Origin of the sequence: Massilia sp. Root335, from assembly GCF_001425685.1 — a bacterium.
GTDB lineage: Bacteria > Pseudomonadota > Gammaproteobacteria > Burkholderiales > Burkholderiaceae_D > Telluria > Telluria luteola.
The window spans coordinates 8,520-25,576 of sequence record NZ_LMCY01000049.1 but is presented as its reverse complement, the minus strand read 5'-3'; the positions used below and the strand labels follow the sequence as shown (position 1 = coordinate 25,576).

General features: G+C 68.6%; 11 protein-coding genes. 5 read left to right on the top strand and 6 right to left on the bottom strand.

The features are described from left to right. The 4 genes from ASC93_RS25325 to ASC93_RS25310 form a co-directional block, all read left to right on the top strand. On the top strand, positions 1-2,123 hold a 2,123-nt coding region (locus ASC93_RS25325), incomplete at its 5' end, for a glycoside hydrolase family 2 TIM barrel-domain containing protein (RefSeq protein ID WP_229412874.1). 224 nt (positions 2,124-2,347) lie between these two features. Continuing rightward, positions 2,348-5,305, top strand: coding sequence for a TonB-dependent receptor (locus ASC93_RS25320; protein ID WP_082548335.1), 2,958 nt, complete (start codon positions 2,348-2,350; stop codon positions 5,303-5,305). Positions 5,306-5,435: 130 nt separating this feature from the next. Then, a complete protein-coding gene (locus ASC93_RS25315) occupies positions 5,436-6,986 on the top strand; it encodes an alpha-N-arabinofuranosidase (protein ID WP_056449278.1) in 1,551 nt (516 codons plus the stop codon). A gap of 32 nt (positions 6,987-7,018) precedes the next feature. Beyond that, on the top strand, positions 7,019-8,416 hold the full coding sequence (locus tag ASC93_RS25310) for an alpha-L-arabinofuranosidase C-terminal domain-containing protein (protein WP_056449275.1): 1,398 nt from the start codon (positions 7,019-7,021) through the stop codon (positions 8,414-8,416). A gap of 38 nt (positions 8,417-8,454) precedes the next feature. On the opposite strand, the gene ASC93_RS25305 is transcribed toward ASC93_RS25310, so the two are convergent. Continuing rightward, positions 8,455-10,158 (bottom strand): glycoside hydrolase 43 family protein, encoded by a 1,704-nt coding sequence (locus ASC93_RS25305; protein ID WP_229412873.1) that lies wholly within the window; start codon positions 10,156-10,158, stop codon positions 8,455-8,457. Between the two features lie 220 nt (positions 10,159-10,378). On the opposite strand from ASC93_RS25305, the gene ASC93_RS25300 reads away from it, so the two are divergent. Then, complete coding sequence (locus tag ASC93_RS25300) at positions 10,379-11,428, top strand: LacI family DNA-binding transcriptional regulator (RefSeq protein WP_056449274.1); 1,050 nt, start codon at positions 10,379-10,381, stop codon at positions 11,426-11,428. A 3-nt stretch (positions 11,429-11,431) separates the two neighbouring features. Here the strand turns inward: ASC93_RS25300 and ASC93_RS25295 are convergent, their stop codons facing one another. From ASC93_RS25295 to ASC93_RS32415, 5 genes are all read right to left on the bottom strand, one after another. After that, positions 11,432-12,634 (bottom strand): glycoside hydrolase family 88 protein, encoded by a 1,203-nt coding sequence (locus ASC93_RS25295; RefSeq protein WP_082548334.1) that lies wholly within the window; start codon positions 12,632-12,634, stop codon positions 11,432-11,434. Positions 12,635-12,651: 17 nt separating this feature from the next. Beyond that, positions 12,652-13,893, bottom strand: coding sequence for an oligosaccharide MFS transporter (locus tag ASC93_RS25290; RefSeq protein ID WP_056449268.1), 1,242 nt, complete (start codon positions 13,891-13,893; stop codon positions 12,652-12,654). A gap of 19 nt (positions 13,894-13,912) precedes the next feature. Beyond that, positions 13,913-15,811 (bottom strand): glycoside hydrolase family 97 protein, encoded by a 1,899-nt coding sequence (locus ASC93_RS25285; protein ID WP_056449261.1) that lies wholly within the window; start codon positions 15,809-15,811, stop codon positions 13,913-13,915. Then, the gene (locus ASC93_RS25280; RefSeq protein WP_056449258.1) at positions 15,808-16,743 is read right to left on the bottom strand and encodes a carbohydrate kinase; all 936 of its coding nucleotides are present in this window, start codon (positions 16,741-16,743) and stop codon (positions 15,808-15,810) included. Before ASC93_RS25280 ends, ASC93_RS25285 begins: the two co-directional genes overlap by 4 nt. Further along, positions 16,740-17,057, bottom strand: a 318-nt coding sequence (locus ASC93_RS32415) for an AGE family epimerase/isomerase (RefSeq protein WP_229412872.1), incomplete at its 5' end; no start/stop codon positions are given. The genes ASC93_RS25280 and ASC93_RS32415, both read right to left, overlap by 4 nt.

The following is a 17,057-nucleotide window of genomic DNA, read 5'->3' as shown; positions in this document are numbered from 1 at the left end:
CCCGCCGTATCGGCTTCCGTACCGTCGAAGTGGCGGACGGCGAAGTGCGGGTGAACGGCAGGCGCGTGATGATCAAGGGCGTCAACCGGCACGAGCACGACCCCCATACGTGGCGCGTGATGTCGATGGAGACGATGCGCAAGGACATCGAGCTGATGAAGCGCGCCAACGTCAACGCCGTGCGCGCGTCGCACTACCCGAACGATCCGCGCTGGTACGACCTGGCCGACGAATATGGCCTGTACATCATGGACGAGGCGGACCTGGAATCGCACGGCTACATGCAGGCGGGCGACCAGGCTGCGACGCCGGAGGCGCGCGCGTCCATCCAGCTGGGCTACAAGCCGCACTGGCGCATCGCGCACCTGGACCGCGTGTCGCGCATGGTGGAGCGGGACAAGAATTCGCCGTCCGTCATCTTCTGGTCGCTGGGGAACGAGGCCGGCACGGGACCGAACTTCGAGAACGCCGCCGCCTGGATCCGCAAGAACGATCCGACGCGCCTGATCAGCTACCTGGGGCACGGGACCATCGGCGAGGAACACCTGCCGAACGCCTACGTCGACATCTACGCGCCCATGTACGACGACATCGAAAAGATGGAGGACTACGCGCTCGATCCGGCCTACCGCCAGCCGATGATCCAGTGCGAGTACGCCCACGCGATGGGCAATTCGCTGGGCAACCTGGAAGACTACTGGAAGGTCATCCGCGCGCACCGCAAGCTGCAGGGCGGCTTCGTGTGGGACTGGGTCGACCAGAGCATCATCGCGCGCGACGACAAGGGCCGCACGTACTGGGCATCCGGCTTCGACCTGAATCCTGGGCGCGGCGACAACAGCGTCGTCGGCGACGGCGTCGTGCGTTCCGACCGCACGCCCGATCCGGAATACTACGAGCTGCAGAAAGTCTATTCGCCCGTCGTGTTCGAGGGCGACCCGGCCGCAGGCAGCATCGAGGTCGTGAACCGCTACGATTTCCGCGACCTGTCGCAGCTGGCGTTCGACTGGGAACTGGCGCGCGACGGCGTCGTCGTCGCGCACGGCACCCTGGCCGATGCGGCCACGCCGGCAGGCGGCAGGCAGAAACTCGCCCTCGCGCTGCCCGACGCCGGCCGCGAAGGCGAACGGGTGCTGACCGTGCGGGCCCGCAGCCGCGCGGCGGCGCCGGGCGTGGAGCAGGGCACGGTCGTCGGCTGGTCGCAGTTCGTGCTGCCGTCGACGGCGGTCGCGCACAAGGCGCCGGCGACCGTGGCCCCCGTGCGCACGGACGGTGCCGTCGAACTGCGCGCCGCCGACGCCGTGTTGCGCGTCGCGCCGGACACCGGCCTCGTGACCTACACGGTGGCCGGGCGCACGGTGCTCAAGGGCGGCGCGCCGAATTTCTGGCGCGGCCTGACGGACAACGACGAGGGCGCGGGCGTGGACAAGAGCCACAAGGTCTGGCAGACGTTCACGGAACAGCGCAAGGTGCGCGGCGTGGCCGTCGAGGGCGACGGCGTGCGCGTGCTGTTCAGCTTCGGCGCCGGTGCGGCGCACTGGGAAAACGTGTATCGCATGCGTGTCGACGGCAGCGTCGAGGTGGCCGCCAGCTTCACGCCGCTGCGCGACGACCTGCCGGACCCGCTGCGCCTGGGCCTGCGCTTCGACAGCCTGCCCGCGCTCGACACGCTGTCCTGGTATGGCCGCGGCCCGTACGAATCGTACGCGGACCGCAAGACGGGTTCCGCGCTCGGCCTGTACGCGGGCAAGGTGTCGGACCAATACCACGGCTACATCCGCCCGCAGGAAAGCGGCAACAAGACGGATGTGCGCTGGTTCCAGTTGAAGAGCGCCGACGGCGCCGGCATCCGGGTGGGCGCCGACACGCCGTTCTCGTTCAACGCGCTCGCATTCCCGTACGAGGACCTGTACCTGCGGCCGCGCGGCACGTGGAAGAGTTCCGAGATCGCGCCGCATGGCGACGGCACGGTGCTGGTCGACATGGCGCAGGCCGGCGTCGGCGGCGACACCGGGTGGAGTCTCGACGGCCGGCCGCATGTGAAGTACCGCATCCCGCTGGCGCCGGCCAGTTATCGCTTCGTGCTCGCGCCGGTGCGTGCCGACCGGGTCGCGGCCGAGTGAACGGCTGCACTACGCCGGGGGATTGTCAAGCACCCGGCGTAGTGCAAATACCACAAAGAACATGATATTTCGCAAAGGCATTAATACAAGGAAGGATGGCACGTATAATTCAAAGCAGATTTGTTATCGATACCTAAAACGCCGGCACCACCCAGCGAGGCCAATGTGCCCGATGAGCCCAAGCCGGCAATAACCAGCAAACCAGCATCCTGGAGGAGAACACAATGAATCAACATCGCAACATCGGACCGAAAATGTCGGTCGTGGCCCTGGCGCTCGCGCAGGCTTTCGCAGGCAACGCGTTCGCGCAGCAGGTGGACCCCAACGCCAACACCGTCGTCGTGACGGGCCTGCGCGCCAGCGCCCAGTCGTCCGTCGCCATCAAGCGCGATACGATGGAAGTCGTGGATTCGATCACGGCCGAGGACATCGGCAAGCTGCCCGACCCGAACGTGGCCGAGACGCTGACCCGTCTTCCCGGCGTGCAGGGCTACCGCTACGGCGGCGAGGGCGCTTCGCCGGCCGGCTACGGCTCGGGCCTGACCATCCGCGGCCTCGCGGGCCAGACGGCATCGCAAGTCAATGGCCGCGCCTACTTCACCGCCGGCGCACGCGAGTTCAATATCGAGGACGCGATCCCCGGCATGATTGCCGGCGTCGACGTCTACAAGAATCCGTCCGCCGAACACATCGAAGGCGCCATCGGCGGCCTGGTGAATATCCGCACCCGCAATCCGAGCGACTTCAAGGGCCTGACGGCCACGCTGAGCACGAATGCGCGCTACAACGACCTGGCCAAGAAGACCGATCCGGAATTGTTCGGCTTGCTCGCCAACCGCTTCGACCTCGGTGGCGGCTCGCGCATCGGCGTCATGGCCGCGTTCGCGTTCCAGAAGAGCACCGGGCGTTCCGACAGCACGCCGGCCAACCGTGCGCCGGATTACCGCCGCGTCGTCCGCGGCGACAGCGCCGAATACGCGAACATGGCCGCATCGAACACCACGAACGACCCGGGCAAGCCGATGTCGAAGTACGTCGGCCGTAACGACGTGAGCTACCTCGCCAGCGTGCCGACCCTCGCCACGTCGCCGACCGTGGGCGTCAACATGCCGAACACGGCCGGACTCACGCCGGACCAGGTCGCCAACATCATCTCGACGCCGGCCGTGAACACGAACGTGTTCCAGGAAACCATCATGCGTCAGCGTAAGGGCCTGAACGTCGCCGCCGACTACCGCGTCGACAACACCCTGCGGTTCTACGTGGAGACCAACTACACCGGTTACCTGTATCACCAGAATTATCGCTTCGTCTTCGTCGACAACGGCGGCAATGTCCAGAACCTGCAGACCGCGCCGTTTGCCGTCACCGAGGGCCTCGCCAACCGCAATTTCAACGGCGGCAGCAACGATATCCTGACGACCCAGCGCCTGCAGAGCGGGACGTTCCTGAACTCGCAGGTGCGGCCGTGGGGCGGCGACGAGCACAGCCCGTACTCGACCTGGATCGGCGCCGGCGGCGTCGAGTGGAGCCCGACCAGCGCACTGTCGCTGAAGGCCGATTTCTCGTACATCAAGGCGGACCGCAAGCAGGACAACCGCCGCGTCGAAATGGCCGGTGCGGCCGGCCTGTCGTGGGACGTGTCGCGCGTCGCGGACGGCCTGCCGCACCAGATCGCCATCAGCGGTCCGAGCCTGTCCGATCCGGGCAACTTCGTCTACAACTGGTATCCGGTCACCTACCTGACCTGGGACGACAAGGGCGGCGCGGCCGCGCTGGACGGCGCCTACACGTTCGATCGCGGCTTCTTCGACAAGCTGAAATTCGGTACGCGTTTCGCGCACCAGCAAAGCCTGTTCATGGACCACGGCTTCGGCCGCTCGCTGACGACGGATGGCACGGGGCTCAAGGCCGACCGTTCGAACGGCATCTCGGTGGCGGGCAACACGGGCGTGCTGCAGGCCGCGCCGTCGAACTACATGGACGGCACCGCCGGCTATGCGGGCGGCTATCTCGTCTACAATCCGGATGCGCTGCTCGGCAACCAGGTGCGCGGACAGTTCCCGAATGCCGGCATCCCGGCCGAGGGCAGCTTCGCGGAAAACCCGCTGGCGCACCGTCTCATGAGCGAGAACACGCTGGCCGCTTATCTGGTCGGCGAGTTTTCGGGACTGGACGAACGCCTCAAGGGCAATGTCGGCGTGCGCGTGGTGCGTACGAGGTCGTCGGCGACGGCGCGCAACCGCGACTTCACGCAGGCAGCGCTGACGTATGTCGACTTCCCGCAATCGACGACCTACACCAACGTCCTGCCGACGTTCAACGCGACCTACGACATCCAGAAGGATTTCCTGGCACGCTTCGGCTATGGCCGCGGAATGACGCGCCCCGACCTGGGCTCGCTGAATCCGTTCATCAACGCCAACGTCGACGGTACGGGCAACATGGGGAACGGCAGCCTGCGTCCGCAGATCGCCGACAGCTTCGACTTCTCGCTCGAGCGCTATTTCAACGCGACGAACTACGTGTCGGCCGCCGTGTTCGACAAGAAGATCAAGGGCTTCTTCAGCAACCTCGCGCAATGCATGACGGTGCCGCTCGTCGCGCCGTATGCCGGCACGACGTCCAATACCTGCTCGGGCGGCCAATACCTGGTCACGCGGCCGGTGAACGCGGAACCGGGCTTCGCACGCGGTATCGAAGTGTCGGGCCAATGGTTCTTCAATAACAGCTACAACTGGCTGAAGAACTTCGGCGTATCGGGTTCGTACACCTACGTCGACACGTCCAATCCCGTCAACGCGGGCACCGCGGCGGCGCCGGTCTTCCTGACGACCCAGCAGCCGTTCGTGTCGAAGAACAGCTACAGCGTCACCGGCATGTACGAGGACAAGAAGCTGTCGGCGCGCCTCGTGTACACGTGGCGCTCGTCCCAGCTGTGGGGCGGCGTGAACCCGCTGACGCCGCTGGGCAGCGGCTACATCGCGGGCTATGGCCTGCTCGACGCGTCGCTCAACTACGCGATCGACGACCACGCGACCCTCGCCTTCACCGCGTCCAACCTCACCGACAAGGCGCCGAACCGCTTCATCGGCGAAGCGCAGACCTACGAGACGGGCCGCGAGCTGCAGCACTTCGAGAATGGCCGCACGTTCAGCGTGGGCCTGCGTTACAAGTTCTGATCGCCGGAACGCGTAACAGCCAGCGTGCCGGCCGCATCCCGCGGCCGGCGCCGGACCGTATCGGGCGCTGCCGGCCGGTACGGTCCGGCCGTTTCTGCGCCCGGTCGTTTCAAGAACCAAGGATTGCGTCATGAAGTGGATCCGCCTTCCCGTCATTGCCGCCGGCATGTGCGCCGCGGCGATGGCCTGTGCAACCCAGCAAGTGGACGTCGAGATCGACGCGGCCCGTCCGGGGCCGGTCATCAACAGGAATGTGTACGGCCAGTTCGTCGAGCATCTCGGCACCGGCGTGTACGGCGGCCTGTGGGTCGGCCCCGAATCGCCGATCCCGAATACCCGCGGCTGGCGCGACGATGCCGTCGGCGCGCTGAAGGCGCTGCACGTCCCGGTGGTGCGCTGGCCCGGCGGCTGCTTCGCGGACGATTACGCCTGGCGCGACGGCATTGGCCCGCGCGACCGGCGGCCCGTCAAGATCAACGCCAACTGGGGCGGCGTCAAGGAAACCAATGCCGTCGGCACGCACGAGTTCTTCGACCTCGTCGACCAGCTCGGGACCGCGGCTTACGTCAACGGCAACGTCGGCACGGGCTCGGCGCGCGAAATCGCGGAATGGATCGAGTACATGACGGCGGACGGCCAGTCATCCCTCGCCCGATTGCGTGCCCGGAACGGCCATCCCGCACCGTTCAAGGTGGCGTTCTTTGGTCTCGGCAACGAGAGCTGGGGATGCGGCGGCAATATGACGGCGCGCCACTACACCGACTTGTACAACCACGACGCGACGTTCGTGCGGACGACGCCGGACGCCATGCCGGCGCTCATCGCCGCCGGCGGCCTGGATGGCGACGTCGCCTGGACCGATTACCTGAGCCGCCACATCCGCGCGAACGCGAGCGCGATCAGCCTGCACTACTACACGGTGCCGGGCCGGGGCGGAAAAACGAAGGGCGCGGCGACCGGCTTCGGCGAGGACCAATGGATCTCGGCGCTGAAGGATGCCCTGCATATGGACGACCTCATCGCCGCGAACGTCGCCCGGCTCGACGAGACCGATCCCGGAAAGAAGTACACCATCGCGGTCGACGAATGGGGCACCTGGTACGATCCCACGCCGGGCACCAACCCGCGCTTCCTGCAGCAGCAGAATTCCCTGCGCGACGCGCTCGTGGCGGCGCTGCACTTCCACATCTTCCATGCGCACGCCGCGCGCGTGAGCATGGCCAACATCGCGCAGATGGTGAACGTCCTGCAGGCGATGATCCTGACCGACGGCGACCGGATGGTGCTGACGCCGACCTATCACGTATTCAGGATGTACGTGCCGTTCCAGGATGCGACCGCGTTGCCGGTGAAGGTCGCCGGCGATCCGCAATACCGCTTCGGCGCGACGGCCATCCCGGCCGTCAGCGTCTCGGCCGCGCGCGGCAAGGACGGCAAGCTGCACCTCGGACTGGTGAACGCCGACCCGCACGACGCGGTCGACGTTGCGGTGCAGGTGGCCGGCGCGCAGGCCGTGGCGGCGCAGGGGAGCGTCCTGACCGCGTCCACGATGGACGCGCACAACACCTTCGCCGCGCCGGATGCCGTGTTGCCGGCGCCGCTGCGGGCGAGCGCGGACCATGGGAAGCTCGTCGTCAGGCTGCCTGCGAAGTCGGTTGCCGTGCTGGCGATCGACGAGTGAGCCGGGCCGGTTTTTTTACAGAAGGAAGCAGCATGAAATCGATCAAGCGCGCGGTGCTCGGGTTATCGATGCTCGCGGCGACGGCCGCCGCGGCGCCGCAGGTCGCCGTCACCATCGACGCGGTCCACCCCGGACCGGTGATCAACAAGGACCTCTATGGCCAGTCCATCGGACTTGGCGGCGGCGCGATGTGGGTGGGGCCGGGGTCGCCGATCGCAAATATCCGCGGCTGGCGCAAGGACATGGTCGACGCGCTCAAGGCGCTCCACGTCCCGGTCATGCGCTGGCCGGGCGGATGCGCGGCCGATGCCTACCATTGGCGCGACGGCATCGGCGTGCACGGGGATGCCGTCGGCACCCACGAATTCTTCGACCTGGCCGAGCAGGTCGGCGCGGACGCGCACGTGGTCGCGAACGTCGGCACGGGCTCGCCCCGCGAGGCGGCGGACTGGATCGAATACATGACGGCGGACGGTGACTCGACGCTGGCGCAGCTGCGGGCGAAGAACGGGCATCCGAGGCCGTTCAAGGTCGCGTATGTCGGCGTCGGCAACGAGAGCTGGGGCTGCGGCGGCGACATGAAGGCCGACTACTACGCGGACTTGTACAACCAGTACGCGGTCTTCATCAAGGCGCGAAGCGGCACGCCGCCCAGGCTCGTCGCCAGCGGCGGCGATCCCGCATGGACGGCGGAAGTCGGCAAGAAAGAGCGCATACGCGACTATCGCGATGCGATCGCCATCCACGACGCCGGGACGGGCGCGGTCGACGGCGCCGACGCGGTCATCGCGCAGCATATCGCCGCGCTCGACGGCGACGATCCGGCACGGAAGGTGCAGCTCGTCGTCGACGAATGGCGCGCCCGGCCCGACGGGAGGCCTGGACGGCGGCCGGATGCGATGGGCGATGCGCTTGCCGCAGCGTTGCGGTTCCACGTGTTCCACGCGCGCGCCGGCCGCCTGGCCATGGCGAGCATGGCGCCGGCGGACCTTGCGCTGATCGTGGCGGCAGGCGACGGTATCGTGCTGACGCCGACCTATCACGCGTTCAGGATGCACGCGCCGTTCCAGGGCGCGGTCGCGCTGCCCGTGCGGGTCGAGCGGGATGCGCGGGCCGCCGCCGCCGCGCCGGCGGTCAGCGCTTCGGCCGCGCGGGCCCCGGATGGCATCCTGTACCTGTCGCTCGTCAACCCGGATCCGGACGCCGCGGTGGACGTCCTCGTCGGCGTGACGGGCGCCGAAACCCGCGGCGCCCGCGGCAGCGTGCTGGCCGCGCCAGCGACGGATGCGCACCGGACCCTCGCGGCCCAGGCATCTGCGGCGCCCGTTCCGTTCGCGGCGCGCGCCGTGCACGGCAAGCTGCGCATGACGCTTCCGGCGAAGTCGGTGGCCGTTGTCGCAATCCGGGAGACGCCCACGCGGGCGCCGTGAACGTCGCGGCCGGGTCGTCCCGGCCGCTCCCCGAGCCGTCAGTACGGACCCGGGCCGGGCGCCGTCACGTTGAAGAAATCGGCTTCCAGGTACGACGGCTGCGCGCGCGCGCGCGTGCCCACGCTGAACAGGCCCACCTGCGCGCCGACCCACGTGCCGCGCGTGACGGGAAACGCGTCGCCCGCCGGCTTGAATTCGCGGCCATCGAGGCTGTACGAAAAGCCGACGAACGCATTCTCGTTCATCGCCATGCGCAGGGTCAGTTCGGCCGGCGCGTCGGCCAGCACCACGGTGGACTCCTCGCGGCAGCGCGGTCCGAACGGGCCGCACACGGTGCGCACGAGATCAGTCCGGCCGCCGCTGCGGCGCAGCCCCAGCCACGTGTACTGCATCGCATTGACGATCAGCCCCGCGCGATCGCCATCCACGGCGCCGGCCAGGCGCACGCGCGTCTCGACGATGAAGCGCGACGCGGGCGCCTTCTGCGTCAGGATCGATCCCGCCGCGCGCACTTGGCCGTCGGCCTCCGGCACGACCTGCGTGGCCAGGCGCAGGTGGCCCGGATGGTCGGTCAGCGAATACCAGCCGGGCGCCGGGTTCGCGCCCCATTGCCACTGCGGGCCGAGCGTGGTGCCGTCGAATGCGTCGCTCGTCGCCGGCGCGGCGGGGCCGAAGCCCTGGACCGGCTTCGTGTACGTGATGACCGGTTCGCCCGTGCCGGGCTTGCGTCCCGGCGCGCCGATGACGGGCCAGCCGCCTTCCCAGCGCATCGGCTGCAGGTGCACGACGCGGCCGTAGGCCCCCTTGTCCTGGAAGTGGACGAACCAGTCCTTGCCGTCCGGCGCATCGACCCACGCGCCCTGGTGCGGGCCGTTGACGGGCGTGTCGCCCTGGTCCATCACGCGGCGGACCTCGTACGGGCCGTCGATCGAGCGCGCGCGGAACACGGCCTGCCAGCCCATCTCGACGCCGCCCGCCGGCGCGAACACGTAGTAATACCCGTTGGCCTTGTAGAGCTTGGGCCCTTCGACCGTGTGGTAGCCGGGATAGCGGCCGCCGTCGATGACGACCTTGCCGCCGTCGTCCAGCATGCGCGTCGCCTGCGGGTCCATGCGGCGCAGGGTCAGCACGTTGTTGATGCCGGCGCGGCTCTTCGCCCACGCGTGCATCAGGTACGCCTTGCCGTCGTCGTCCCACAAGGGCGCGGGGTCGATGATGCCGCGCCCGGCCAGCAGCAGGCGCGGCGCGCTCCACGGGCCGGCGAAATGCTCGGCCGTCATGACGTACACGCCGTAGTCGGGGTCGGGGTAGAAGATCCAGAAGCGCCCGTCGTGCCAGCGCAGGCACGGCGCCCACACGCCCTTGCCGTACTGCGGGCGGGCGAATACGGCGGCCGGCTCGAGGCGGGGCAGGGCATGGCCGACGAGCGTCCAGTTCACGAGGTCACGGGACTCCAGCAGCGGCAGGCCGGGCGTGTTGTTGAAGCTGGACGCCGTCATGTAGAACGTGTCGCCGACGCGGATCACGTCCGGATCGGAATAGTCGGCGTGCAGGACGGGATTGCGATAGCGGCCGTCGCCGAGGTCGGCGATCCACGGCGCGGCCGCGAGGGCGGCGGGCGTGGCGGGCGCGGGCTGGGCCACGCTGCGGCAGCCCGCGACGGCGGCGGCGGCAAGCAGCACGGCGGCGGCGATCCGCGTCCGTGCGGGGGCGGGCGAGTGGACGATGGGTGAGGCGGGCAAAACGGTCTCCTTGGGTTGTTATCGATCTCATGGTAGCATTCGAAGATAGACGCTATCAAGGCTATCCGGACCGCATAAGGGCGGACCGGGGCGGGTGCGTCGGCCATGGCCGCTTGTCACAAGTGGCGTTTCCGCTGGCCCGGCGGTATCATGTGATACAACATATACGGCTTGAAATCGATAACATCGCCGGAACGACAGACTACAGGACAATAATTCAATGGGTAGTGAATCCAAGCAGGGCGACCGCTCTTCCGGCGGCGCGACGGTATGGGACGTGGCGCAAAAGGCCGGCGTCTCGGCGATGACCGTCTCGCGCGTCATCAACGGCAATGCCAGCGTCAGCGACAAGACGCGGGAAAAGGTCAACCGCGCGATCCAGGAACTGAACTACCAGGTCAACGTGGCGGCACGCGCGGCGCGCATCGGTACCTTGCGCGTCGGTCTGTTGTACAGCAACCCGAGCGCCGCCTTCCTCAGTGCGTTCCTCGTCGGCGCCCTCGGCGAGTGCAGCCAGACGGGCGCCCACCTGATCCTCGAGAACTGCGACAACCTGCGCAGCCAGCGCAAGGCGATCGACCGCCTGATCGCGGACGGCGCCGACGGCATCCTCGTGCCGCCGCCGCTGTGCGACTCCAAGGCCGCCCTCAAGCAGCTGGGAGAACTGGGCATTCCGTCGGTGGCCGTGGCGACCGCGAAACCGTCGCCGCAGATGTCGGCCGTGCGCATCGACGACTACGAAGGCGCGCTGACGATGACGAAGCACCTGCTGGCGCTCGGCCACACGGACATCGGCTTCATCAAGGGCGACCCGGAACACACCCCGGCGCAGCTGCGCTACCAGGCATTCATCGACGCCATGCGCGAAGCCGGCCACCACGTGCCCGCCGAGCGCGTCGCGCAAGGCATGTTCACGTACCGTTCCGGCCTGCTGGCGGCGCGCGAGCTGCTGGCCCATCCGACCAGGCCGACGGCGATCTTCGCCAGCAACGACGACATGGCGGCGGCCGTCATCGCCGTCGCTCACGGCATGCATCTGCAGGTCCCGGACGACATCGCCGTCTGCGGCTTCGACGACACGCCCGTCGCGACGACCGTGTGGCCGGAGCTGACGACCATCCACCAGCCGATCACGGAGATGGCGCGCAGCGCCGTCGCGCTGCTGGTGGAGCACATCCGCTCGCGCCGTGCCGGCCAGTCGTACATGCCGCAGCACCGGCTGATGCCGTACACGCTCGTCGAGCGGGAGTCGACCGAAGCGGTCGATTGACCGTCACCAGTAGGGTCGCCACGTGCGCGTGAGGCGCACGAGCGCCTCCAGGTAGAAATAATCGCCCCAGATGCAGGCCTCGTCCACGCCGACCCCGTTCGGCTTGTGGTACACGCCATGCTTCAGCAGGCCGGCGCCAGGGGTGCCGCTCGTGTCCGCGTAATCGTTGGCCAGCGTGGCCACCATGCCGGCGGCGGCGCGTTCGTACGGGGCGCGCAGCGGGTCGGCCAGCGGCAGGTGCTGCGCCAGCTCCAGCAGGCCGCAGGCGGCGATCGCGGCGCCCGAGCTGTCGCGCGGTTCCGGGCCCGCCGTGAAGACGAGGTCCCAGTAGCAGATGCCGTCCTGCGGCAGGCGATTCAGGAAGTAGTTGGCCAGCACCTTCGCCAGGTCGACGAGGCGGCCGTCGCCGTTGTGGCGGTAGACGAGCGGGAAGCCCGAGATCCCCCACGCCTGGCCGCGCGCCCAGCACGAATCGTCCGCATGGCCCTGGTGCGTCTTGCCGTGCAGCGGGGCGCCGCTGGCCGGGTCGAAGAAGAAGGTGTGGAACGTGGAGCCGTCGGCGCGCACGATGTGGCGCGCGGCCGCTTCGATGTGGCGGTCGGCCGCCGCGCGGAACGCCGGGTCGCCCGTGTAGTCGCTGGCCCAGTACAGCAGCGGCAGGTTCAGGTTGCAGTCGATGATCATGCGCCCGCGCTGGGCCGGGTCGCTCAGTTCCCCCCAGGCCTGGATGATGCCGGCGCCGGGCAGGTAGCGCTGCAGCAGCAGGCGTGCGGCGCCGAGGGCCGCCTCCGCGGCCTGCGGCTCGCCCGTCAACTGGTAACCCGCCACGCACGAGAGGCTGTACAGGAAGCCGAGGTCGTGGTGGTCGACGTTGATGCGTTCGCGCTGGCGCGCGTGGAAGCTGGCGACGTGGCGCAGGGCCGCATCGCGGTAGCGTGCGGCGCCAGTCAGTTCGTACGCGAGCCACAGCATGCCGGTCCAGAAACCGTTCGTCCATTCCGTATTGTCCATCGCGGCATAGACGCCGTTCTTCGATGACGGCATCGGGAAGGCGTCGCCGAAATGCGCGAGGTTGCGGTCGACGGCGTCCAGCGCGCGGTCGATCGCGCGCTCGATGGCGGCCTTGTCGACGCCGGCGTTCCAGTGCGGCGGCAGGGCGCCGGTGTTCAGCGGCTCGATCGGGGCCGGGTTGAGGGGGGAAGACATGCGAACTCCTTGACGGTTCATTTTGCCGGTTCCGCGAGCGGCGTTGCGGGGGACGCGGTCGTCTCCGGCGGCGTCGGCAGCAGGAACACGGCGGACAGGATGAGGAAGACGAGGCCCATGCCGGCCATCGACAGATAGGTGGCGGAATAGCCGATGCTGTCGTAGCCGATGCCGGCGAGAGGCGACAGCGCGGCCAGGCCGATCGAGTGGCCGAAGCTCACGCCCACCATGTACACGGTCGACGCGAACCGGTTGTCGAAGTGGCGCGCGATGTAGCGGAAGATCGAGACGGCCAGGATCGGCAGTTCCACCGAATGCAGCAGCTTCATCGCGGAGATCGACAGCGGACCGGCCGCGAGGCCGGAACCCGTGATCCGCACGAGCATGATGGCGCCGGCCAGCAGCAGGCCGTTCTTGGCCCCGATGCGGCGCACGAGCAGCGGCGCGAGGAACAGGCCGCCGGCCTCGAGGAAGATCTGGGTCGAATTCAGGTAGCCGAACATGGCGGCGCCCGTCGCCACGTCGGGAAACAGCGACGCGAAGTAGTTGGAGAACTGCTGGTCGAACACGAGGTAGAGGTTCGTCACGCCCAGCACGAACACCATGAAGCGCCAGAAGCCCGGCATGCGCAGCAGGGCGAACGCTTCGCCCAGCCGCACGCCTTCCCGGGCGCGGACCTCGGTGCCGTCGGGGCCCGTGCGCCACACGGCCAGCAGCACGAGCATCAGCACGCCGGCGCACGACGCGAGCGCGAAATTGATGCCCGGGTCGACGTTGTAGATCCGGCCGCTGAACATGGCGGCGCTGGCGAAGCCCAGCGAGCCCCACAGCCTCACGCGGCTGTATTCGAAGCCGTCGCGGCGGCCGATGCGGTCGACGTACGATTCGATCGCATAGCTGCCGGCGATGAACGTGATGCCCAGGTACAGCCCGCCGACGGCGGCGCCCAGCAGGATGTGCGCCTTGAGCAGCGGCGCGTAGACCATCGTGAAGAACAGGCCGGACAGCGCGACGAGCGCCGCGACGGTCCACAGGATGTTGCGGCGGGTCCCGACGCGATCGGACACGAAGCCGTAGATCGGTTGCGAGCACATCGCGGCGGCGAAGTTCGCCGAGAACACGATGCCCGTCTCGGTGCCCGACAGCTTGAGGGTCGAGCGCAGCCACAGCGCGAGCAGCGAAATGCTCATCGCCTGGGCGAAGAAGTAGATGTAGACGAAGCCGCACAGGAAGCGGAAGTGCGATTGTCGCGTTGTCATGGTTGTCTCCTCGCTATCGTTATTGCGCCGGCCGCAGCCAGATCGCCTGGCCGCCGGACGCCGCCAGCGGCGCCTCGATGACCGTCTTCGCGTCCACGCGCACGGTGCGCAGGCCGACCTTCGTACTGGTGGGCGCCGCAGGATCGTCCGCGTAGATCGTGGCGAGATACTGTTTGCCGGGCGCCAGGAAGTCAAGGGCGACCTTCAGCGTGCGGCGGTCCGTGTTCGTGATCGTGCCGACGAACCACTGGTCGCCGTGGCGGCGCGCCGTGGTGATGAACTGGCCGGGGCTGCCCTGCAGCACGCGGGTCTCGTCCCACGTCGTCGGCAGGCGGTCCCAGAATTCCAGTTCCGGCTCGTCGTGCGAATCGGCCGGGCGGTCGTACCAGTACAGCGTCTGCAGCGGACTGTAATAGATCGTGGCGAGCGCCAGCTGGTGCGCATGCGTCGTCCTGATGCGCGGGCTGTAGTAGCAGAACGTGTAGTCGGCGGCGCCGGCGAGGAAGCGCGTGAACGGCAGCACCGTGTTGTGCGTCGCATCCGGCATCTCCTCGTTGCCGCGGATGCCTTCGGCCGTCAGCAGGTTCGGCCACGTGCGCTGCTCGCCCGTCGGGCGCCAGTCGTCGTGGATGTTGACCATGATGTGCGCGTCCGCCGCCTGGCGGATCGCCTTTTCGATCCACGTCGTCCAGCGGTGCGAGCCGACCTGCACGAAGCCGAACTTGACGCCTTTCACGCCCCAGTCGCGGTAGGTCTGGAACAGGGTGTCGGACTGCGCGAGCAGCGCCTGCTGGTTCACGTACAGCCACACGCCGATGCCCTTGTTCCTGGCGTAGCGGATGATCTCCGGCAGGTCGAAGTCGGGAATCGCAACCTTCGTCGCATCGGCGTCGAACGAGAACGCGTTGCCGTACCACTTCCAGTCGAACAGGATGTACTGCAAACCGTGGCGGGCGGCGAAGTCGACGTTCGCCTTCGCGTCCTTCGTCGTCTGCGTCATCACGCGCATGATCTTGCCGGGCCGGATCCAGCCCGTGTCCGCGATGTGCGACGCGTCGTTCAGGTTGAGGATGAAGTCGTCGTGCTCGATCAGGGCGCCGGGCGTCTCGGCCACCATGATGCCGCGCCACGGCGTGGCGAACGGAGAGATCAGGTCGGCGCCGCCGTGCATCGAGGTCACCAGCGTGTCCGGCCGCGTCGCGCTCAGGCGGAATTTGCTGCGCGCATAATCGACCATGCCCGCTTCCAGCAGGGCCACGTGCAGGCCGCCCGGCAGCTGCAGGGTCAGCGGACGTTCCGATTCGTCCGGCCAGTCCGCCAGCGGCAGCAACGTGTACGGCGCCTGCGCCCAGCCGTGATACCACGCCCGGGTGCCGGGCGGCAGCGCGAATTCGGTGTTTTCCTGCGTGATGCGGTAGTAGGTGCCCTTTTCGTTTTCGGGGAAGACGTAGCGCAGCGCCACGCCTTCGTCGTAGGCGCGGATCTCGAGCGCCATCTTATAGATCGGATTGTCGTCCTTGACCATCGCGACCGTCGCCGTGTTGTAGCGGTCGCGGATCGTCGAACGCTCGCCGGTGACGGGGTGCCACGTGCTGTCGTGCGCCGCCTTCGTCACGCCCGTGATGGCCAGGTTCTCGAACCAGTGCGCGTGGCGGTCGACCGGCAGCGCCATGGCGCTCTCGGACAGGTGGTTGTCCAGCTCCAGGTCCAGGCGCGAGTCGCGGATGACCGTCCGGTCCTTGTAGCGCACGCTGTAGTGCAGCTCGCGCTTGTCGCCGGCCAGGCGCGCCTGATAGAAGTCGAGGACGAGGCGGCCATCGGGCGACGCGACGCTGACCCGGCTCGCGGGGACGACGTCCTGGGCGTGCGCCGCGTGCAGGGCGAGCGCGGCAAGCAAGAATGCGAGGCGGCGGATCATACGCGGGCCTCCTCGCGCTGGACGGCGATGGCGTCGGCCAGCGCCAGCACGGCCTCCAGCGGCGGCGGCTGGGCCCCGGCCGCGCGGCAGGCGGCGGTGCCGGCGGCGACGGCGAAGCGCAGGTGGCTGCCGCCGGCGCGTTCCGGCCACGTCATGAGGCTGTAGAGCAGGGCGCCGATGCTGGCGTCGCCGGCGCCGACCGTGTCGACGACGTGCACGCGGGGCGCGGCGGCGCGCCACACGCCGTCCGGCCGGACGAGGTGGGCGCCGTCGCCGCCGCGCGTGTACAGGTAGGTCGCGGCCGGATTCCAGGAACGCAGCGCGGCAAACGCCGCATCGAGGTCGTCGTGCCGGAACAGCCCGCGCAGGTCTTCGTCCGACACCTTGACGACGTCCGCCAGGCCGACCATCTTGCGCAGCGTCGCGTCGTAGCTCTCGTCCATCAGCGCGCGGTAGTTCGGGTCGTAGCTGATCTTCGTGCCGCGCCGCCGGAGCTCCCGCGCGAGCGCGACGAGCGTGCCCGCGAGCGGCGCGCGCGCGAGGCTGATGCCGCCGAAGTGGACCCACTCGGCCTTCTCCCGCCACCCGTCCGGCAGCCGGCGCGGATCGAAGTGCAGGTCGGCGCTGTCGGTGCCGATGAAGAAGTAGCGGGGCGGATGGCGTTCATGCACGACGGCCAGCAGCGGCGGCCGGTCGACCTGTTGCAGGAAGCGGTCGTCCAGGCCCGCGACCGTATTCGCGGCCGCCAGTTCGGCGCCGAACACGTCGCGGCTGACGGCGCCCGCGAACGCGCTCGGGATGCCGAGGCGGGCGGCGACGCGCGCCACGTTCCACGTCGAGCCGCCCGTCTGGCTCGTCCACGTGCCGGGACCCGTCGCCAGCAGGTCGGTCAGGGCCTCGCCCGCAGCGACAAAGCGCGGCAGGGCGCTCATCGCGGCAGCTCCAGCGCGCGCAGCACGTCGTAGCAGGCGCCCATCGTGTGGTAATCGGTCTTGCCGGCCGGGCTCTTTTCGTCGGTGAGCTTGCGGTTGTCCGGGCCGAGGATGCGGTACCAGGCGCCGTGCTCGTGGTCGACGAAGTGCCGCCAGCTGTACGCCCAGATGCGTTCGTACCAGTCCCAGTACGCCGCGTTCCCGGTGCGTACGGCCAGCAGCGCGGCGGCCGCGAAGCTTTCGGCCTGTACCCAGAAATACTTGTCGCCGTCGCAGATGGTGTCGTCCGGCGCGAAGCCGTAGCAGATGCCGCC

Coding starts and splice junctions, on each gene's coding strand:
- ASC93_RS25320 (WP_082548335.1), top strand. CDS start 2,348: ATGAATCAACATCGCAACATCGGACCGAAAATGTCGGTCGTGGCCCTG.
- ASC93_RS25285 (WP_056449261.1), bottom strand. CDS start 15,811: ATGATCCGCCGCCTCGCATTCTTGCTTGCCGCGCTCGCCCTGCACGCG.
- ASC93_RS25290 (WP_056449268.1), bottom strand. CDS start 13,893: ATGACAACGCGACAATCGCACTTCCGCTTCCTGTGCGGCTTCGTCTAC.
- ASC93_RS25300 (WP_056449274.1), top strand. CDS start 10,379: ATGGGTAGTGAATCCAAGCAGGGCGACCGCTCTTCCGGCGGCGCGACG.
- ASC93_RS25295 (WP_082548334.1), bottom strand. CDS start 12,634: ATGTCTTCCCCCCTCAACCCGGCCCCGATCGAGCCGCTGAACACCGGC.
- ASC93_RS25310 (WP_056449275.1), top strand. CDS start 7,019: ATGAAATCGATCAAGCGCGCGGTGCTCGGGTTATCGATGCTCGCGGCG.
- ASC93_RS25315 (WP_056449278.1), top strand. CDS start 5,436: ATGAAGTGGATCCGCCTTCCCGTCATTGCCGCCGGCATGTGCGCCGCG.
- ASC93_RS25280 (WP_056449258.1), bottom strand. CDS start 16,743: ATGAGCGCCCTGCCGCGCTTTGTCGCTGCGGGCGAGGCCCTGACCGAC.